General features: G+C 59.3%; 14 protein-coding genes. 4 read left to right on the forward strand and 10 right to left on the reverse strand.

The genetic code is table 11. The features are described 5' to 3' along the window. Positions 1 to 255 precede the first annotated feature (255 nt). A complete protein-coding gene (locus GWQ22_RS06110; RefSeq protein ID WP_275929756.1) occupies positions 256 to 1,710 on the forward strand; it encodes a hypothetical protein in 1,455 nt (484 codons plus the stop codon). Between the two features lie 95 nt (positions 1,711 to 1,805). Here the strand turns inward: GWQ22_RS06110 and argH are convergent, their stop codons facing one another. The 5 genes from argH to argC all read right to left on the reverse strand — a co-directional run bounded on the left by argH (position 1,806) and on the right by argC (position 7,433). Continuing rightward, positions 1,806 to 3,188, reverse strand: coding sequence for an argininosuccinate lyase (gene argH, locus GWQ22_RS06115; protein WP_275929757.1), 1,383 nt, complete (start codon positions 3,186 to 3,188; stop codon positions 1,806 to 1,808). A 193-nt stretch (positions 3,189 to 3,381) separates the two neighbouring features. After that, positions 3,382 to 4,617: an argininosuccinate synthase gene (locus GWQ22_RS06120; RefSeq protein ID WP_275929758.1), complete on the reverse strand. Its 1,236-nt coding sequence runs from the start codon at positions 4,615 to 4,617 to the stop codon at positions 3,382 to 3,384. Between the two features lie 69 nt (positions 4,618 to 4,686). Then, positions 4,687 to 5,598, reverse strand: coding sequence for an ornithine carbamoyltransferase (locus GWQ22_RS06125; RefSeq protein WP_042038719.1), 912 nt, complete (start codon positions 5,596 to 5,598; stop codon positions 4,687 to 4,689). Between the two features lie 24 nt (positions 5,599 to 5,622). Beyond that, complete coding sequence (gene argB, locus GWQ22_RS06130) at positions 5,623 to 6,402, reverse strand: acetylglutamate kinase (protein WP_275929759.1); 780 nt, start codon at positions 6,400 to 6,402, stop codon at positions 5,623 to 5,625. 23 nt (positions 6,403 to 6,425) lie between these two features. After that, positions 6,426 to 7,433, reverse strand: coding sequence for an N-acetyl-gamma-glutamyl-phosphate reductase (argC, locus tag GWQ22_RS06135; RefSeq protein ID WP_275929760.1), 1,008 nt, complete (start codon positions 7,431 to 7,433; stop codon positions 6,426 to 6,428). A 278-nt stretch (positions 7,434 to 7,711) separates the two neighbouring features. Here argC and argE point away from each other — a divergent pair, with 278 nt between their 5' ends. Continuing rightward, the gene (argE, locus tag GWQ22_RS06140) at positions 7,712 to 8,857 is read left to right on the forward strand and encodes an acetylornithine deacetylase (protein WP_275929761.1); all 1,146 of its coding nucleotides are present in this window, start codon (positions 7,712 to 7,714) and stop codon (positions 8,855 to 8,857) included. Positions 8,858 to 9,071: 214 nt separating this feature from the next. Further along, a complete protein-coding gene (gene ppc / locus GWQ22_RS06145) occupies positions 9,072 to 11,705 on the forward strand; it encodes a phosphoenolpyruvate carboxylase (protein WP_275929762.1) in 2,634 nt (877 codons plus the stop codon). A 90-nt stretch (positions 11,706 to 11,795) separates the two neighbouring features. On the opposite strand, the gene GWQ22_RS06150 is transcribed toward ppc, so the two are convergent. Beyond that, a complete protein-coding gene (locus GWQ22_RS06150) occupies positions 11,796 to 14,249 on the reverse strand; it encodes a bifunctional aspartate kinase/homoserine dehydrogenase II (RefSeq protein ID WP_275929763.1) in 2,454 nt (817 codons plus the stop codon). Further along, the gene (gene metB / locus GWQ22_RS06155; protein WP_275929764.1) at positions 14,249 to 15,421 is read right to left on the reverse strand and encodes a cystathionine gamma-synthase; all 1,173 of its coding nucleotides are present in this window, start codon (positions 15,419 to 15,421) and stop codon (positions 14,249 to 14,251) included. The genes GWQ22_RS06150 and metB overlap by 1 nt, the downstream gene beginning before the upstream one ends. 210 nt (positions 15,422 to 15,631) lie before the next feature. Between metB and metJ the strand changes: the two genes are divergently transcribed. Next, positions 15,632 to 15,955, forward strand: a complete 324-nt coding sequence (gene metJ / locus GWQ22_RS06160; protein ID WP_005315809.1) for a met regulon transcriptional regulator MetJ — start codon at positions 15,632 to 15,634, stop codon at positions 15,953 to 15,955. A gap of 274 nt (positions 15,956 to 16,229) precedes the next feature. On the opposite strand, the gene GWQ22_RS06165 is transcribed toward metJ, so the two are convergent. The 3 genes from GWQ22_RS06165 to nudE form a co-directional block, all read right to left on the reverse strand. Beyond that, entirely contained in the window at positions 16,230 to 17,501 is a 1,272-nt protein-coding gene (locus GWQ22_RS06165; RefSeq protein ID WP_275929765.1) for an aromatic amino acid transport family protein, read from the reverse strand. A 404-nt stretch (positions 17,502 to 17,905) separates the two neighbouring features. After that, positions 17,906 to 18,727, reverse strand: coding sequence for a 3'(2'),5'-bisphosphate nucleotidase CysQ (gene cysQ, locus GWQ22_RS06170; RefSeq protein ID WP_275929766.1), 822 nt, complete (start codon positions 18,725 to 18,727; stop codon positions 17,906 to 17,908). 45 nt (positions 18,728 to 18,772) lie between these two features. Further along, entirely contained in the window at positions 18,773 to 19,381 is a 609-nt protein-coding gene (nudE, locus tag GWQ22_RS06175) for an ADP compounds hydrolase NudE (protein WP_042038707.1), read from the reverse strand. Positions 19,382 to 19,430 lie beyond the last annotated feature (49 nt).

Raw genomic sequence — 19,430 nt, forward strand, 5'->3', positions numbered from 1 at the left:
GCGAACAGGGATTGCAGGCTGGAGCTCACTCTGGGAAGGCTGGCAAACACTGCAAAGTAAACTGGACGGCTTTATTGCCGCCAAAGAGATGATGGCTTCGGGGATCAAGATCTGATCAAGAGACAGGTATCAACCCAATCAATGCTTTTATTTGGGAAATTCAATAATTGCGATATAGATACAATTGTTAAAAAGGGATTCAATATACCCTATATGTTTCAAAGAAACATAATGGATGATACTTGCAACTCTCTAATGAAAAAGAAACATGTTTTTATACAGAGTGACCTGGGAAATGGTAAGTCGGTCTTCTTAAGCCAAGTATCTGCTCAATTAGCTTTAAATGGATATAATGTATGGGAGATGACTGACTTTGAAGGTCACGCATGCAAAGACCTAGATATATTGGCTCAGAATGGCGAACATCACATTATTGTTATTGATGAGGTAAGTGATCAGGGCGATTTTCTAGATTATTATACGGCAACTCTACCAAATAATATTACTCTATTACTATCAGATCGCTCTGTAAGCTCCTTCTCAAATATAGAGGAACTTAGCAAGTGCGGTATTGAACTTAGGGTTTTGAGTTTAGATAAATTATCTGACGATGAAATTGGAGAGCTGATAGTTATTCTAGATGACCAAAACCTATGGAAAAGGTATGCTACTTGGTCAAAAGAAAGAAAAAACACGTTAATACGAGAGACCTACAACTCTCAGCTGGCTAATGTTCTACTTGAACTACTGAAAAGCCCTGATATAAAAGGACGCATATCCTCTCTGATTGATGAGTTGTTAAGAAATGACCGACATAAGAAAACCCTTCTATCAATAGCCCTTTGTGATGTCTTCGGTATACGCAAGGAGCCGAGTAACATTTCCGACATAGCAGGTAACGAGGATATATTTACAGCAAAATTAAGAGGAACCAATGCATTTAAAAGTTTATTTTTAGTTAATGCAGATAGCACCATAGTTACAAAATCCAGTATTTTAAGTCTATTTATAATAAATAGTTTGTTCACAGAGAACTATGTTGTAGAACATTGCCTTGAAATAATGTCTAGAATTGATCATCGAGATGAGTATCACTTTAAAAGACTTCACTCAAAGTTAAGAACATTTCATAATGTTGAAAAACTATTACCTCAGAAACAAAGCCATCTAAATAACTATTTTGCAGAGTTAAAAAGACGATGTACTTGGTTAAGACAACACCCACATTATTGGGTTCAGTACGCAATGTGCCGCTTGAGTTTTGGTGATATTTTACAGGCACAAGAACATTTGACATCAGCTTATGACTTCGCTACTAAAAGGCCTAAAGACTATCACACTGATAATATTGATACGCAGCAAGCAAGATTATTTTTGATGGCTGCCTGTGATGGTAGTAAAAGTCCATCTGAAATTGCAATTATATTCGATAAAGCGCACAGATTATTGTCGAATGTAAAAAATGACAATCATCGTTTCAGACAAGTAGTAAAATATGAGGAAGTGTATCAAAAGTCATATTTTAAAATAAACAGGGGACAGCAAGCAAACTTTGAACACGCCTGTAAAGCCATGTTAGAAAATGCCATTGAAGCTAGAAATAGTTCAACCGCAGCTGAACGCACAAACAATATAGAAAAGTCGATAATCGTGTTAACTGAAATAACTGAATCAATAAAAGAAAAAAGAGAGATTAAAAAGAAAAGGTAGGCAAATTCAACTTTTATACATGCTAGTAAGAAGTGAAACGACAATCTAGGGTTGCCGTTTCACTTTCCATTTTAGGTAACATTACGGTGGCTTAATCAGCCGCGCTTGGCCAGCCACTGCTCGGCGGCGGTGAGTGCCGCTTCTACTTGCTCGCGGGCGACGCCGCCTTTGGCGACCCGCTTGGCCAGTGTCGCTTCCAGCTCCAGATTGGGGTAGACGTCTGCCCCAATCACCGGGCTAAAGCGCTGGAACTCGGGCAGTGAGAGATCTTCCAGCGGCTTCTTTACGCCAATGGCATAAACCACAACTTCGCCGACGATCTGGTGCGCCTCGCGGAACACAATCCCCTTGGCAACCAGATAGTCCGCCAGCTCAGTCGCGTTGGCATAACCACCCTGTGCTGCCGCCATGGTGCGCTCGCCATTTACCTTCAAGTCGATCAGCACCAGCGCCGCCATGTCGAGGCAGTCGTGCCAGGTGTCGAGGGCATCGAACAGCCCTTCCTTGTCTTCCTGCATGTCCTTGTTGTAGGCCAGCGGCAGCGCCTTGAGGCTCATCAACATGCCCATCTGGGCGCCCACCACCCGGCCTGTCTTTCCGCGAATAAGCTCAAGCGCATCGGGGTTCTTCTTCTGCGGCATCAGGGAAGAGCCGGAGGTGACCGCATCGGAGAGTTCGACAAAACCCGCTTCGCCTGTGTTGTAGAAGATGAGATCTTCGGCAAAGCGCGACAGGTGAGTCATGGAGAGCGACGCCACGTGCATCAGCTCCACCACGTGATCCCTGTCCGACACTGAATCCAGGCTGTTGCGGGTGGCGCCACTAAAGCCCATGTCGAGTGCCAAGGCTTCGCGGTCGATGGCATAGGCAGTGCCCGCCAGCGCGCCGCAGCCAAGCGGGCTGGTGTCGAGCCGCTTGAGGGCATCTTGCAGACGGGAGTAGTCCCGCTCCAGCATCTCCACATAGGCCAGCGCCCAATGGGCGAAGGTGACCGGCTGGGCGCGCTGCAGGTGGGTGTAACCCGGCAGCACAGCGGCCTGATTGGCACGAGCAGAGGCGACCAGCCCGGATTGCAGGGCACTGATGGAGCCGAGCAGCAGCTCGCACTGTGCCTTGCACCAGAGTTTCAGGTCGGTGGCAACCTGATCGTTGCGCGAGCGGCCGGTGTGCAGCTTTTTGCCAAGATCGCCGACGGCAGCGATAAGCGCACTCTCGACCCAGGAGTGGATATCTTCGGCGTCCGAATTGAGGATCTGCTGCGGATCCTGCTGCACCGAGGCGAGCAGTACCTCCATCGCCTGTTGCAGTTTGCCCTGCTCATCGGCGGTCAAAACGCCCACTTTCACCAGCGCCTTGGCCCAGGCCATGGAGCCCTGAATATCCTGCTCCGCCAACCGGTAATCGAACCGCAGCGAATCGTTGAACTGCTTGAACCGGCTATCGGCTCCCTGACTGAAGCGTCCACCCCAAAGTGCCATACTGCTCTCCTTGAATGCGTTGTCGGCGGCGTCTTGCACCGTCGAGCTTGAAATCGTGCCCTGTTTTTCTGCGAGCCTGTTATCTCACAGAAGCGGCCGAGGCGCTGCCGCTCTGCTCACACCCCACCATATGGGAGGGCTGATAAAAGAGGGGGCCATGCCCCCTCACCAGTATCAACGGATTGGCGTCAGCTTAGCCGTGGGTGTGATCACCACCGATGGCCTGATGCTGCTCCTTCATGGCGCGGATCCGGCTGGCCAGGGTGTAGAGACGGATAAACCCTTCGGCATGGCTCTGGTCATACACCTCGTCAGCACCGAAGGTGGCGAAATCTTCGGAGTAGAGGCTGTTGGGTGACTTCTTCTGCACTGCGGTAACCTGACCCTTGTACATCTTCAGCACCACTTCACCGTCGAGATCCTCGGCGATGGCGTTGGCAGAGGCGACGATGGCCTTGCACAGCGGGGTGAACCAGCGACCGTCATAAACCAGGTGGGAGAACTCGGCACCCAGCTTCTCGCGCCAGGCGCGGGTCGGTCTGTCCAGTACCAGCTCTTCCACGGCGCGCAGTGCCGCCACCATGACGGTGCCACCCGGGGTCTCGTAGCAACCACGGGACTTCATGCCCACCATGCGGTTTTCGGTGATGTCGATACGGCCCACGCCGTGCTTGCCAGCACGCTCGTTCAGGGTCATCAGGATCTGGTGCGGGCTGAGCGGCTGGTCATCAACGGCAACCACTTCACCCTGCGCCACGGTCAGCTTGACGTACTCCGGCTCGTTCGGTGCCTGCTCGGCCGGCACGGTCCACTGCCAGACGGCTTCGGACGGCTCGTTCCAGGTGCTCTCCAGCTCACCACCCTCGGTGGAGATGTGCCAGGCGTTCGCATCGCGGCTGTAGATCTTCTTCAGGGTCGCCTTACAGGGGATGTTGCGGGTCTCCAGATAGGCCAGCAGATCTTCCCGGGAGCGCATGTCCCAGATCCGCCACGGGGCAATCACTTTCAGCTGGGGCGCCAGGGCCGCCACGGCACCTTCGAAACGCACCTGATCGTTGCCCTTGCCGGTACAGCCGTGGGAGATGGCGCCAGCCCCTTCTGCCAGGGCCGCTTCCACCATCGCCTTGGCAATGATCGGGCGGGCCATGGAGGTGCCCAGCAGGTAGGTGCCTTCATAGACGGCACCGGTTTTCAGGGTCGGGTAGACGTACTCCTTGACGAACTCTTCCCGCAGATCCTTGACGATACATTTGACCGCACCGGAAGCGATGGCCTTCTGCTCGATCCCTTCCAGATCGTCACGCTCCTGACCCACGTCGGCGACGAAGGCGATGATTTCGGCATCGTAGTGCTCTTTGAGCCAGGGAATGATGGCCGAGGTATCCAGTCCGCCCGAGTAAGCCAGTACGATCTTGTTGATTCCGCTCATTTTACTTCTCTCCATGATGATTCGATAAAGGTGTCGTGATTCAGATTGAGTGCCGCGTTACTGATTCCGCTATTTATTGCCAAGCAGAGTCAGCAACACGGCGTTCTGGATATGCATCCGGTTTTCAGCCTCGTCCATGATGAGGGAGGCCGAGCCATCCATCACCTGAGAGGTGATCTCCAGCTCCCGGTGCGCCGGCTGGCAGTGCAGCACATGCTGGATGCCGGTGCGGTCGAGCAGGGCCTGGTTGATCTGGTAAGGCATAAAGAGCTCGGTGACCTGCTCCATCGGGGTGTTGTCGCCCATGGAGACCCAGGTATCCGTGTAGGCCACGTCGAACCCTTCGATATCTGCCACGTCATCACTGATGTGGATGGTCGCCCCCGACTTGGCCGCCAGTGCCTGCGCCTGCAGGAAGATCTGGGTATCCGGGCCGTGGCCCTTGGGGCAGATCAGGGTCACGTCTGTGCCCAGGGTCGCCCCCAGCAGCAGCAGAGAGTGGCTGACGTTGTTGCCATCACCGAGGTAGGCAAGCTTCACCTTCGACAGATCGTCGTAGTGCTCGGCAATGGTCATAAAGTCGGCCAGCCCCTGGCAGGGGTGGTAGAGGTTGCACAGGCTGTTCACCACAGGGACAGTGCCGTGCTCCGCTAATCCAACAAGCGTCTGGTGGTCGAACACCCGCGCGACGATGGCGTCACACCAGCGTGACAGGTTGGCGGCGAAATCCTTCACCGACTCCCGTTTACCCAGCGCGCCGTTTTGTTGATCCAGATAGACGCTGTGGCCACCGAGCCGGGCGATGCCGATGTCAAAGGTGACCCGGGTGCGCAGGGAGGGCTTCTCGAACAGGGTAACCACGCTCTTGCCTGCCAGTGCCTGGCTGTACTTTTTCGGATCGGCCTTGACCGCTTTGCCGAGCGCTATCAGCGCCTCGATCTGGGCTTTGTTCAGATCGCTGTCTTTCAGAAGATGTTGCATCGGATGTTCCTTGTTACGACCGGGTTAGAGGGTGACCTGGGTGCCGACGGCACCGCCTGCCAGCAGCTTGAGCAGTTGATCCGGGTAGCGCCAGCTGGCGACACAGACCGGCTTGCCGAGGGTCTCAGCGGCGTGCAACGCAGCTTTCACCTTGACCGCCATGCCATCGCTGATCACCCCTTTCTCCATCAGATCCAGTGCCGTCGCCTTGTTCAGCTGCGGCACCAGTTTACCCTTGCCATCCAGAATGCCGCTCACGTCCGACAGCATCACCAGATCGGCGTCGAGCGCCTCGGCAATCGCCGTGGCCGCCTGATCCGCGTTGACGTTCATCAGCTGGCCGTCGGCCGTGATGCCGATGGAGCTCACCACCGGCAGGAAACCCTGCCCCAGGATGCCGGTCACCAGCGCCGGGTTACCCGGTTTGCAGTCGCCCACCGCACCGAGATCCGGGTCGAGCTGGGTTACCTGACACAAGCCGCCGTCGGCCAGACAGAGCCCCACGGCCGGAATACCGGTGGCGATGGCCTTGGCCATCATCTGCTTGTTGGCTGTCCCCGCCAGGGCGCCAGCGATGAAGGGGATCTGCTCGAACGGGGTCACCCGCAAGCCGTTCTTCTTGGTGGAGCAGAGACCCAAGCCCTTGAGCAGGTCATCCACCAGACAGCCGCCACCGTGCACCAGCACCAGGGGTCTGTGTTGTTCATCCAGAAACGTTTTGAGAGTGGCGAACAGGGCGGTCAGCGCCTCGTCGTTCTCGATGAGGGCGCCACCCAACTTGATAACCAGCGTCTGTTTGTCCATCGTTGCAATCCTTCCTTAAGTCCTTAAATCAGGCCGGTGGCCGGTTCAAATCCGAATTTGATATTTATGCACTGCACAGCCTGGGAGGCGGCACCCTTGAGCAGATTGTCGATGGCAGAGACCACCACCAGCATGTTGCCCTGCTGTTGCCAGGCAATATCGCAGTAAGGGGTGCTTGCCACACCACGGATGGAAGGCATCTGGCCGGTGAGGCGCACCAGCGGCTTGCCTTCGTAGGCCTTGAGGTAGGCCTGCTCCACCTGAGTCGGCGTCACGCCATCCGCCAACTGCACATAGATGGTGGCCAGGATGCCGCGCACATAGTTGCCAAGGTGAGGCTGGAACAGCACCTCGCAGCCAAGGTGGTGGCTGATCTCCGGCTGATGTCTGTGGTTGAAGGTGCCGTAGGGGGTGAGGCTCACTTCGCAGAAACTGGTGTTGATGGCCGCCTTGCGACCGGCGCCGGAGACCCCGGACACGGCGTTGATGATCGGCTGCCACCCCTTGGCGATGAGGCCAGCCTGCTGCAGCGGCTTGAGGGCACACAGGGAGGCGGTCGGGTAACAACCCGGCACCGCAATCAGCTGGGCGGTGGCGATGGCATCGCTGTTCCATTCCGCCAGACCGTAGGCGGCCTGATCCAGCCACTGCTCGCTGTCGTGGGTGAAGCCATAGAAGCTGTCGTAGAAGCCTTGATCCTTGACCCGGAAAGCACCGGAGAGATCGAACACCGGCAGACCCTTGGCGAGAAACTGGGGCGCAAGCGTGGCGCTCACCTCGTGGGCGGTGGCCAGCAGCACCAGATCGGCCTGGGTCAGGATCCGGGTCATGCCATCCTCGTCCAGCGGCAGTAGCGGCAGATCCAGCGCACCGACCCACTGGGGATGGAGAGAAGAGAAAGGCTTGTGCGCATCCTGGCTGCCGGCCGACACATAGAGGCCGAACAGCTTGAGTTGTGGATGGTTCTGGACCAGTGCGGCCAGTTCGGCTCCCGCGTAGCCACTGGCACCGACGATAACGGTGTTAAGCATTATTGAGTATTCCAAGTCAGGGTTCGAAATTCACAGCATGGCGCTGCAGACAGTGCAAGGGGTGAGGAACCGCCCCTTCAATGCAACGAGTGCGGAGGGGCAATTCAGGCGGGGTTGTGTCGTCGGTTATAGATCAGGTGACAGAACATTAACTTTCCCTTACAACTAGAAGCCTTGTTGATGAGCCACGAATTCAGGCAAACTCACAGAATATTCATGCACTCACTTTGCATTTGTATTTTCTAACAGAAACGTTCCGGGGACGCAAGGAGGAGCTGATGGCCAATCTGGATTTTTTTGCACTTTATAAGAATATTATTGCGATTCCCTCTATTAGCAGCACGGATCCCCGCTGGGATCAGAGCAACGAGGCGGTGATCAGGCTGCTGGCCGACTGGTTCGGCCAGCTCGGCTTCCACTGCGAGGTGACGGCACTGCCGGACCTGCCCGGCAAGTTCAACCTGGTGGCGACAATCGGCCAGGGCGAGGGCGGCCTGCTACTGGCTGGCCATACCGATACTGTCCCGTTCGACGAGGGCGCCTGGAGCAAAGATCCCTTCAAGGTGACCGAAGAGGGCAACCGCCTGTATGGCCTCGGCACCATCGACATGAAGGGCTTCTTCGCCTTCATAGTGGAAGCGCTCAAAGAAATCGATCTCACCAAGCTGAGCAAGCCGCTGCGCATCCTGGCCACCGCCGACGAAGAGACCACCATGGCGGGGGCACGCGCCATCGCCGCCGCGGCCGAGATCAAACCCGACTACGCGGTGATCGGCGAACCCACCGGACTGGTGCCCGTGGTAGCCCACAAGGGGCATATGTCGGAGGCGATCCGCATTACCGGCAAGAGCGGTCACAGCTCGGATCCCGCCAACGGCGTCAATGCGCTGGAGATCATGCATCAGGCCATGGGTCGGGTGCTGCGCCTGCAGCTGCATCTGGAAGAGACTTATGCCGACTACCGGTTCGCGGTGCCGCAACCGACCCTGAACCTCGGTTACATCCAGGGTGGCGACAGCCCGAACCGCATCTGCGGCTGCTGTGAACTGCACATAGATATGCGCCCCACCCCGCAGGTGGGGCCAGACGAGCTGATGGGCATGCTGAAGGAGGCGCTCTCCCCCATCGAAATCCACCAGCCGGGCTGCCTGCACCTGCAACACCTGCACGAACCCATCCCCGCCTATGCCTGCGCGGATGACTCAGAGCTGGTGCGCGAGGCCGAGAAGGCGAGCGGTCGGGCGGCCGAGTCGGTCAACTACTGCACCGAGGCACCCTTTATCCAGCAGTTGGGATGCCAGACCATAGTGCTGGGCCCTGGCCATATCACTCAGGCCCATCAACCGGACGAATACCTGGATCTCTCCTTCGTCAAGCCGACCACGGCGGTGCTGCAACACCTGATCCGCCGGTTTTGCCTCTGAGTTGACGAAAATGTAAGTAAGTTACATAACATGCCGCCTCGGGACAGGTGAGGGAAATACATGTTCTGAATCGGCCTGTTATTTGACCTTGCGCAGATAATCTGGGTAGATTGTCGCCCTAAGATGACGGAGCATATGTTGTAATCACACAACAATAAGTGAGGCTGTCTCTCACCTCGGATGGAGAGAGACACCAACCAGATAAGGATGTGGAATGAACGAAAAGTACGCCGCGCTACGCGCCAACGTAGGCATGCTGGGTCAACTGCTGGGCAAGTCCATCAAGGATCATCAAGGAGAGGCCTTCCTCGACAAGATCGAAACCATTCGCCAGTTGGCCAAATCCTCCCGCAAAGGTAATGAGGCTGACCGGGAACGTCTGCTCGATACCCTGCGCACCCTGAGCGATGACGAGCTGTTGCCGGTAGCCCGCGCCTTCAGCCAGTTCCTCAACCTGGCCAACGTGGCCGAACAGTTCCACACCATCTCCCGTCGCTGCGAAGAGCAGGTCTGCACCCCGGACCCGCTGGAGCAGATGTTCGCCAAGCTCAAGGCCTCCAACCTGACGCAGGAGGCCATCATCCAGGCCGTGCGCGAGCTGGATATCGATCTGGTACTGACCGCTCACCCGACCGAGGTGACCCGTCGCACCCTAATCCACAAGCACGTCCAGCTCAACGACTGCCTGGAGGCGCTGGAACTCTCCGATCTGCTGCCCCGCGAACGGGACAAGATCCTCAATCGCATCGAACAGCTGGTCAACCAGGCCTGGCACACCAATGAGATCCGCGAGCAGCGCCCGACCCCGGTGGACGAAGCCAAGTGGGGCTTTGCCGTGGTGGAAAACAGCCTGTGGCCGGCCATTCCCGAATTCATGCGCAACCTGGACGAGCGTCTGCAACAGCACCTGGGTGTGCGGCTGCCGCTGGATGCCGCGCCGGTCAAGTTCACCTCCTGGATGGGCGGTGACCGTGACGGCAATCCCTTCGTCACCGCCAAGGTGACCGCCGAGGTGCTGGAGCTGGGCCGCTGGATGGCAGTGAGCCTCTTCTACAAGGACATCAAGGAGCTCACCTCCGAGCTCTCCATGTCCGACTGCACCGACGCCGTGCGCGAGCGGGTGGGCGATCACCCCGAGCCCTACCGCGCCCTGGTGCGCGAGCTGCGTGAACAGCTGCGCGAAACCCAGGAATTTCTCACCGCCAAGGTGCAGGGTCAGGTGAGCGAGAGCCGGGATCTGGTCAAGACCACGGCCCAGCTGCGCGAGCCGCTGGAGCTCTGCTACCACTCAATGCACGCCTGCGGCATGGGCAACATCGCCGACGGCATGCTGCTGGACGTGCTGCGCAAGCTGGCCTGCTTCGGCATCCATCTGGTCAAGCTGGACATCCGTCAGGATGGTGAACGCCATGGTCAGGTCTTCTCCGAGCTGACCCGTTACCTCGGTATGGGCGACTACGCCGAGTGGAGCGAGGACGACAAGCAAGCCTTCCTGCTCAACGAGCTGAACTCCCGCCGCCCGCTGATCCCGACCGACTGGGAACCGAGCGACGAGACCCGCGAGACCATAGACACCTGTCGGGTGATCGCCCAACACGACCCGGATGCGTTCGGCATCTACATCATCTCCATGGCCGGCGCACCATCCGACGTGCTGGCGGTGCAACTGCTGCTCAAAGAGGCTGGCTGCAAGTTCCGCATGCCGGTCGCCCCCCTGTTCGAGACCCAGGAAGACCTGATGGCGGGCACCGCCGTGATGGAGCGCCTGCTGTCGGTGGACTGGTATCGCGGTTACATCCAGGGTCGTCAGTACGTGATGATCGGCTACTCGGATTCCGCCAAGGATGCGGGCATGATGGCCGCCGGCTGGGCCCAGTACGCCGCCATGGAATCCCTGGTGGCACTGGCCGAGGCCAACAAGCTGCGCCTCACCCTGTTCCATGGCCGTGGCGGCACCGTCGGCCGTGGCGGCGCCCCCGCCCATCAGGCGATCCTCTCACAACCGCCGGGATCCCTGCGCGGTGGCCTGCGGGTGACCGAACAGGGCGAGATGATCCGCTTCAAGTTCGGCCTGCCGAAAGTGGCCATTCACAGCCTGAACCTCTACACCAGCGCCGTGCTGGAAGGGAACCTGCTGCCGCCACCCAAGCCCAAGGAGTGCTGGCGCGCCGTGATGGAGCAGCTGGCTACCGTCTCCTGCGATCACTACCGCAGCATAGTGCGCGGCCACCCGGACTTCGTGCCCTACTTCCGCGCCGCCACCCCCGAGATGGAGCTCGGCAAGCTGCCGCTCGGCTCCCGCCCGGCCAAGCGCAAGCCCAACGGCGGTGTCGAGAGCCTGCGCGCCATCCCCTGGATCTTCGCCTGGACCCAGAACCGGCTGATGCTGCCGGCCTGGCTCGGCGCCCACAAGGGGCTGCAACAGGCCATCACCGGCGGTCAGAAGAGCGTGCTGGAAGAGATGAGCCGCCAGTGGCCCTTCTTCCGCACTCGCCTCGAGATGCTGGAGATGGTGTTCCTCAAGGCCGACCTCTGGCTCGCCGAATACTACGACACCCGTCTGGTACCCAAGGAGCTGTGGGGCCTGGGCAAACAGCTGCGCCATGAGCTTGCCGATTCCATTCAGGTGGTGCTGGAGCTGCGCCCGCAGGGCGACTTGCTCGACGACCAGCCCTGGATCAAGGAGTCCATCAAGCTGCGCAACCCCTACACGGACCCGCTCAACGTACTGCAGGTCGAGCTGCTGGGTCGCTCGCGCAAGAACCCGGAGACCCTGCACCCCGAGCTGGATCAGGCGCTGATGGTTACCATCGCCGGTATTGCGGCAGGTATGCGCAACACGGGTTGATAGTCGGGACATCACTCCCCTACAACAAAGGGCGCCTCGGCGCCCTTTGTGTTTTTACTACCCGCGGTTGTTGAACTGCAACATCCGCGCTTACAGGCTGGCACAGATTTGCCAGAGGTCGTACTGGATGGCGGCGGCCGTCACTTCCCGGCCAGCGCCCGGCCCTTGAATGACCAGCGGGTTGGTGCGATAGCTGTCGCTCTCGATGGCGAAGATGTTATCGCACGGCAGCAGGTTGGCGAACGGGTGGTGTGGCTCCAGCGCTTCCAGTCCAACCCTGGCCTTGCCGTCGTGCTCGAAGCGGGCCACGTAGCGCAGCACCTTGCCCAGGCGCCTGGCTCCCTCGAAGGCGGTCTGGATCGGGCCATCCAGCTCTTTGAGCCTGTCCATAAACTGATCCGTGCTCGCCTTGCGCAGGGAGACGGGCACCAGATTCTCCAGCTCGATATCGGCGGAGTCGAGCTCAAAGCCCGCTTCCCGCGCCAGAATGAGCAGCTTGCGCCTCACATCCTGACCGGAGAGATCTTCGCGGGGATCCGGCTCGGTCAGGCCGTGCTGCCACGCCTCGTCCACCAGCTCGGAGAAGGAGCGCGTGCCGTCATATTGCTGGAACAGCCAGGAGAGGGTGCCGGAAAAAATGCCGGAGACCCCCTGAATGCGGTCGCCACTCTGGCGCAGCATCTGGATGCTGGACTGGATTGGCAGCCCGGCCCCCACGGTGGCGTTATAGCGCCACTGCACCTGATGGTCGCGGCAGGTCTGTTTGATGCGCTGGTAGAACTCGCTGTCGGCGGCACCAGCAAACTTGTTGGCGGCGATGATGTGGATGCCGAGCTGGGCGAAATCCGGGTAGTAGCGGCTCACCGTCTCGCTGGCGGTCATGTCGAGGGCTATCAGGGTATCGAAGCTGTGCTGCTCCAGCTGGGCCAGCAGCTCGGGCCAGATCAGCGGCTTGGGGTTGAACTTGTCCTGCACCTTGAGGGGATCCATCCCCTCTTCGTCCAGCAAGCCCCCTTCCGAGCTGAACACCCCGTAGAGAGTCAGCGCCAGATTGAGTTCATGTTCGAGACGGGCCTTCTCGCGGCCATAGAGGCTCAGCCAGTGGCCGCCGATATTCCCCTTGCCGAACACCACCAGCCCAACCCGGGTCGGGCGGCTGAACAGGGCGCTGTGCAGGGCGATCAGCAGTGGCTCCAACACCACTTGGCGCACTACGGCCACCAGACTCAGGCCATCTCTGGCTACCTGCACAAACTCCAGTGGCTGATCCGCCAGCAGCTGATAGAAGCGGTGACACTGCTCGGCGTTATCGGTTACCCCGGCCCCCACCAGAGCCACCAGACTGAACCCCTCTTTCTGGATGAGGCCAGTGAAGCTGCCCTGCAACTGGAAGTCGCGCAGTATCTCGAACGCCCCTTCCGCCACTTCCAGGGTGTAGGCCAGACGCAGCACCCGCCGATCCGGTTGGCGTTGCAGGGTGAGCGGATTGAGGCGATGACGGGCCAGATGGGCCTCGATGACAGCGACTGTCTGATCAAAGTGGGTCTGCGGCAGCACTTTCAGCTCGATCAGGGCTATCTGATCCACCGAGGAGACGATGCGGGCACCGCCGGAGCGTGGCGCACGGCGCAGGATATGGGTGCAGCCTTCGTCCGGGTTGTAGCTGCAACGCAGGGTGAGGCGCTGGCGGCTGTCAGCCACCGGTTGCAGGGTGCGCGAGTGCAATACCGAGGAGCCAAGCCGGGCCAGCTCGTTTGCTTCTGCCAAGCTGAGGCGCTCCAGCAGGCGCGCCTCTTTGACCCGGCGCGGGTCGGCGCTGTAGACCCCCGCCACATCGCTCCAGATGGTGGTGGATTCACCATCCGCCAGCAGGGCCAGGAGGCTGGCACTGTAGTCTGAACCGTTGCGACCGAGCAGCAGGGAACGCCCCTCCATGTCGGCGGCGATAAAACCGGTCACCACGATACGACCGGCATGTTCGGCCAGCCGCGCCTTGAGCAGCTCGCTGGAAAGGGCGGTATCCACCTTGACCAGGGCACCGTCCTCGGCGCGCAGGAAACTGCGGGCATCGAGCCAGATGGCCTTGTCGCCGCGGCTGGTGAGCAGGGCCGCCAAGAGGCGCGCCGACCACACCTCGCCAAAGGCGAGCAGGCCGTTGCGTGCGAAGCGGTCAAATTGCCCCTCCAGGGTCTTGGCGATCAGCTGCATATCGTCGGCCAGCTGCTGGCTGAGGTCGAGCTGCAGCTCCCCCTCCAGCAGGCCGTCGATCAGGCTCTGCTGATCGGCTTGCAGGGCGGAGATGGCTTCACCGGCGGCCTCATCCCCCACCTCGGCCAGCTCCACCAGCTGGATTAACCGGTTGGTGGTCTTGCCAGCGGCGGAGACCACGATCAGCTCGTTCCCGCCGACCTGTTGCTCGACTATCGCCGCGACCCGGCGATAGCAGACCGGATCCGCCAGACTGCTGCCACCAAACTTGTGCACATGGCGCCGCTTCAATCCTGCTACTGTTACCACCGCGCTCTCTCCTTGCTGCTGTTCCATTACTTCGCTACCTGCTCTGCCTGCTGCACCTGTTCAAAAGCCTGAGCCAGATCGGCCACCAGGTCTTCACCGTGTTCTATGCCAACCGACAGCCGTAGCAGCTGGGCGCTGATACCTGCTGCCTGCTGCGCCGCCGGGGTCATGGCCCTGTGGGTCATGCTGGCTGGATGGGCCACCAGACTCTCCACCCCGCCGAGGGATTCGGCCACCGAAAAGAGGGTGAGTGCTGCGAGGAAGGTACGCAATCCGGCCTCGCTGCAATCGAGTTCAAAACTTAGCATGGCGCCGAAACCTGACTGTTGACGGCGCGCAATATCGTGGCCCGGATGGGTCGGTAGACTGGGATGATAGATTTTTTTGACCAGCGGCTGTTGCTGCAAGAAGGCAAGGATGCGATCCGTGTTCTCCTGATGGGCGCGCAATCTGGGGGCCAGGGTGCGCAGACCGCGCAGGGTGAGATAGGAGTCAAACGCCCCGGAGGTGAGCCCCAAACAGTTGGCCCACCACCCCAGCGACTCGGCCAGTGTCTGCTCCTTGGCAATGGCCACACCCCCCACCACGTCGGAGTGGCCGTTGATGTACTTGGTGGTGGAGTGCACCACCAGGTCGGCCCCCAACGCCAGCGGCTGTTGCAGCAGGGGCGAGAGGAAGGTGTTGTCCACCACGACCTGGGCACCCACTTCATGGGCGGCGGTGGCGATGGCGGCGATATCCACTACCCGCAGCAGGGGGTTGGAGGGGGTCTCCACCCACACCAGCGCCGGCTTCTTCGCCAGCGCCTCGGCCAGCGCGGCTGCATCACCCTGATCGACGAACTGCACCCGGTAGTGGCCTTTGGCCGCCAGATACTCAAACAAACGCCAGGTACCGCCGTAGCAATCGTGGGGGGCGATCAGCAGATCCCCCGCCTTGAGCAGGGCAGTGGTGACCAGATGAACGGCGCCCATGCCGGTGCCGGTCACCACGGCGCCGGCGCCCCCTTCCAGCGCCGCCAGTGCGTCCGCCAGATTGGTGCGGGTCGGGTTGCCGGATCGGGCATAATCGTATTGACGGGGCTCGCCAAAGTCGGCAAAGGTGTAGTTGCTGGAGAGGTAGATGGGCGGCACCACGGCACCGTGCTGTGTGTCTGTCTCAATCCCGGTGCGTACCGCCTGGGTGGCCTTGTGGGTCATGTCACTCTCTCCTTGAACTGTCTCTGGGCGGTGGCCGCTCTGCCTCTGCCACGGCTATCCTGCCATTGCTGGCCTATGGTGAACCACCTTACGCCAGCATAAAAAAGCCGTCAACACTTCTAGACGTCTAAATGGCTTTGCTGTTGGATTGCCATTAATTTCCTTAAGGGTTAAAATCCGTGCTCACGGCCAAACGAGAACAGGTGGAACATGGGTACAGAGTGGAACGGCGACTACGTCAGCCCCTATGCGGAACACGGTAAGAAGAGCGAACAGGTCAAGAAGATTACCGTCTCGATCCCGCTCAAGGTGTTGAAGGTGTTGACCGACGAGCGCACCCGTCGCCAGGTGAACAACCTGCGCCATGCGACCAACAGTGAGCTGCTCTGTGAAGCCTTCCTGCACGCCTTCACCGGCCAGCCGCTGCCCTGCGACGACGATCTGCGCAAGGATCATCCGGACAGCGTTCCCGCTGAGGTGCGCGCCATCATGGAAGCGCTGGGTAAAGAGATCGAAGATTTCGACGCAGAGTAATAGCTGCGATCTATGCCAAACAGCAAACCCTCTTTGAAGATGACGCGGCCCCGGGCCGCGTCATTGCTATCTGGCGCCTGCGCCACTACCAAAGCAACATCTGCAACCACAGCCACGACATCGCCCAGCGGGTACGCCAGAGAGTTGCCGTGGTGATGGCTATTCCGGAGCAGGGGGTGAAGGGCCGCGCCAAGCTGGGCTGATGCCGTTGGCCCCATGAAATGAGAGAGGCGACCCCGGGGTCGCCTCTCTCATTTTTTGCCGCAGCTCGCTGTTACTTCAACAGGCTGAAGATCAGCGCCGAGACCGCAAGCGACCCGGTCAGCAGGATGAAGCCGTTGGTCCAGCCGTGACGGAAGCGGGCCAGCGCCTCCACCTTGTAGATCGCAATCACCGGCATGATGAACAGGATCATGGCGATGACCGGGCCGGAGAGGGTCTCCATCAGTCCCAAAATGCCCGGGTTGATGACGGCGGCACCCCAGATGGCGAAGAACATCAGGGCGATGCCCAGCTTGTCCGCCTTGGCCTGCGGCAGGCCGGTGGGCTTGGCGATCAGGCTTTTGAGGCTTTCGCGGGCACCGAGGAAGTGGCCGAGGAAGGAGGAGCTGATGGCGATAAAGGCGATGAGCGGCCCCAGGGTCACGATCACCGGGTTGTCGGTGATGTTGGCGAGATAAGAGAGCACAGAGACGTTCTGGGCCTTGGCCTCAGCCAGCTGGGCTGGCGAGAGGCTCAGCACGCAGGAGAAAACGAAGAAGAGCACGAAGCCCACCAGCATCACTGTGGTGTTGCACAGGATCAGGCCGCTCTTGGCTTCGGCCTGCTCGCCATATTCACGGCGCTGCACGTTGGCAAAGCCGGAGATGGCGGCGGCGTGGCTGAAGGCGAACACAGTCACTGGCAACGCCAGCCAGACGGTGTTGAGGAAGCTGACCCCTTCAAACGCGGTCACTTCCGGCCACTGCCACTGGGGGATCAGGTAGCAAGAGAGTGCCGCCAGAATGGCCGCCAGCGGATAGACCATAAAGGCAAACACCCGCAACATTGCCTTCTCCCCTGCCAGCATCACGGCAATCATGGCGAACACCAGCAGGCCGGAGAGCATCACCCGGTTCGGGGTTGCCATGCCGAGCTGGTTGACCATGAAGCTCTCCACCGTGTTGGTCAGCCCAACCCCGTAGATGAGCAGGATCGGGAAGATGGAGAGGAAATAGAGCGCCGAAATGAGGCGGCCGGCCATCTTGCCGAAGTGCTCCTCGGCCACCTCGGTGAAGTCGGCGTGAGGGCGTGACGAGGAGAGCACGAAGCGCGCCAGCCCGCGGTGGGCCAGGAAGGTCATGGGACCGGCCAGCACAGCCACTATGACCAGGGGCCAGATCCCGCCCAGACCCAGATTGATGGGCAGAAACAGGATGCCGGCGCCAACGGCGGTGCCAAACAGGCTGATAACCCAGTGGGTGTCGTGACGGCGCCAACGGGTGGCGCTGGCAACGGCGGGCTGGGAAGCGGACAAATCCTTTACGACATCTACAGATAAACTCATTACCAATCCACATTTTGTCAGTATTTTAATCTGTTCTTATTGTGGTTTATTAGGATTTAATTCTCAAAAAGCGAGACTGAAACATATCACTGCCATTACTGGCCTTAGCCAGTGAGATTGGGAATCCAATCGGGGGCGCATAACCTGGTAAAACTGCACAAACCAAACATGGCGAAATATAAAACCAAATTTTCATTCATACTTACTTTTTTATTTTGGACAACAGAGCGTTTTCAGAATTACCTGAAAAAATGCCAATTACCGCTGAACGCTCGTGATCATCCACTGTCATTCTCGTACTTTGCCAGCGGATATCCCTGCTCATCTGCGATGAAACTAGCGGATCACACCAAACAAACAGGCGGCCATGAGGCCGCCTGTTTGTGTCGTCTGGCGACAGATGATCAACCCGCCGGACGAGCCAGGATCTTGTCCCAGGCGAGATCCGGGTCCCCCATCACGATGAAGTCCGGGTTCTCCAGCGACTCGGTTTCGTTGTAACTGAGCGGCTGCAGCGTCAGGCTGAGGATGCGACCGCCCGCCGCCTCGACGATGCACTGGGCAGCGGCGGTGTCCCACTCGCCAGTGGGACCGAGCCGCACGTAGCAGTCGGCCGCCCCTTCTGCCACCAGGCAGGACTTGAGGGAGCTGGAACCGAGCGGGATCAGCTCGTAGTTGATGGCAGGATTGAGGCGACGGGTCAGGGTCTCCAGCTTCTGGCGACGGCTGATGGCCACCACCAGCGAATCGGGCTGGTTGTGTTCGTGCTGCATGGCGCTGATGGGCAAGGTTTCGCCATTCACCTCCTTGAAGGCGCCGTGGCCACGCACCGCCCAGTAGAGCACATCGGACTCGGGAGCGTAGATGACACCGAGCACAGGCACATGGTCCCGCACCAACGCGATCAGGGTGGCGAAATCGCCGCTGCCAGCGATAAATTCACCGGTGCCGTCGAGGGGATCCACCAGCCAATACTGCCGCCAGTTGGATCGCTGACTGAAGGGGACATCCGCCGCCTCTTCGGTCAACACAGGCACATGGGGAGTGAGCGCCGATAGCGCCTGTTTGAGGTAGGCATCGGCAGCAAGATCGGCACTGGTGACCGGGGTCGCATCCTCCTTCAGCTGACGCTCGAACTGACCGCCGTGATAGATTTCGTGAAGGATACGCCCCGCTTCGCGGGCGATCTCCTTGACCCCTGGCACCCAGGCCAACAACTCCTGCATCTTGTTATCCTCTGTTTTTATTTATTGCCTTCGCCCACGCTTGGGCTAGTTTTCCTGCTCCGCCAGCCACTTCTGGGCCAGCAGCAGGGCACTGATGCTGCGCGACTCGCTGAAGTCGGGTCGTGCCAGCAATTCATCGATACGGTTGAGTGGCCAGGGGATCACCTCGAGGGGCTCGGGCTCATCACCGACCCGCAGCTCCGGGAAGAGATCCCGCGCCAGCAGTATGTCCATCCTGCTAGAGAAGTAACCCGGCGCCAGCGACACCTGCTTGAGGGGGATCAGGCTGTTGGCACCGAAGCCCGCCTCTTCCATCAGCTCCCGGTTGCCCGCCTCAAAGGCATTCTCGCCCGGGTCGATCAGCCCCTTGGGGAAACCCAGCTCGTAGGAGTGGGTACCCGCCGCGTATTCGCGCACCAGCAACAGGGTGTGGGCATCAAACAAGGGCACCACCATGACGGCGCCCCGGTTGCCACCGCGCATCCGCTCGTAGACCCGCTCCTCCCCATTGCTGAATTTAAGATGCAGGGATTCCACCTTGAACAGCCGGCTCTCGGCCACGATTTCGGCCTTGAGGATCTCCGGCTTGCTCTTGTCATGCGCCATGTTCTCGACACTGAGGTATTCGGGCTTGCTCTTGTGGTGGTCACTCATCGGGCGCTGGCTGCTCGTTAAAAAATAGTGCTTCAAGAGTAAACGACTC

This window comes from Aeromonas sp. 1HA1 (assembly GCF_029237385.1).
Taxonomy (GTDB): Bacteria; Pseudomonadota; Gammaproteobacteria; order Enterobacterales; family Aeromonadaceae; genus Aeromonas; species Aeromonas popoffii.

Excerpts from the sequence above, each read along its gene's own strand:
- GWQ22_RS06165 (WP_275929765.1), bottom strand. The coding sequence starts at position 17,501 with ATGAGTTTATCTGTAGATGTCGTAAAGGATTTGTCCGCTTCCCAGCCC.
- GWQ22_RS06110 (WP_275929756.1), top strand. The coding sequence starts at position 256 with ATGAAAAAGAAACATGTTTTTATACAGAGTGACCTGGGAAATGGTAAG.
- argE (WP_275929761.1), top strand. The coding sequence starts at position 7,712 with ATGGCCAATCTGGATTTTTTTGCACTTTATAAGAATATTATTGCGATT.
- GWQ22_RS06125 (WP_042038719.1), bottom strand. The coding sequence starts at position 5,598 with ATGCAACATCTTCTGAAAGACAGCGATCTGAACAAAGCCCAGATCGAG.
- nudE (WP_042038707.1), bottom strand. The coding sequence starts at position 19,381 with ATGAGTGACCACCACAAGAGCAAGCCCGAATACCTCAGTGTCGAGAAC.
- cysQ (WP_275929766.1), bottom strand. The coding sequence starts at position 18,727 with ATGCAGGAGTTGTTGGCCTGGGTGCCAGGGGTCAAGGAGATCGCCCGC.
- argH (WP_275929757.1), bottom strand. The coding sequence starts at position 3,188 with ATGGCACTTTGGGGTGGACGCTTCAGTCAGGGAGCCGATAGCCGGTTC.
- metB (WP_275929764.1), bottom strand. The coding sequence starts at position 15,421 with ATGACCCACAAGGCCACCCAGGCGGTACGCACCGGGATTGAGACAGAC.
- metJ (WP_005315809.1), top strand. The coding sequence starts at position 15,632 with ATGGGTACAGAGTGGAACGGCGACTACGTCAGCCCCTATGCGGAACAC.
- ppc (WP_275929762.1), top strand. The coding sequence starts at position 9,072 with ATGAACGAAAAGTACGCCGCGCTACGCGCCAACGTAGGCATGCTGGGT.
- GWQ22_RS06150 (WP_275929763.1), bottom strand. The coding sequence starts at position 14,249 with ATGGAACAGCAGCAAGGAGAGAGCGCGGTGGTAACAGTAGCAGGATTG.
- argC (WP_275929760.1), bottom strand. The coding sequence starts at position 7,433 with ATGCTTAACACCGTTATCGTCGGTGCCAGTGGCTACGCGGGAGCCGAA.
- GWQ22_RS06120 (WP_275929758.1), bottom strand. The coding sequence starts at position 4,617 with ATGAGCGGAATCAACAAGATCGTACTGGCTTACTCGGGCGGACTGGAT.
- argB (WP_275929759.1), bottom strand. The coding sequence starts at position 6,402 with ATGGACAAACAGACGCTGGTTATCAAGTTGGGTGGCGCCCTCATCGAG.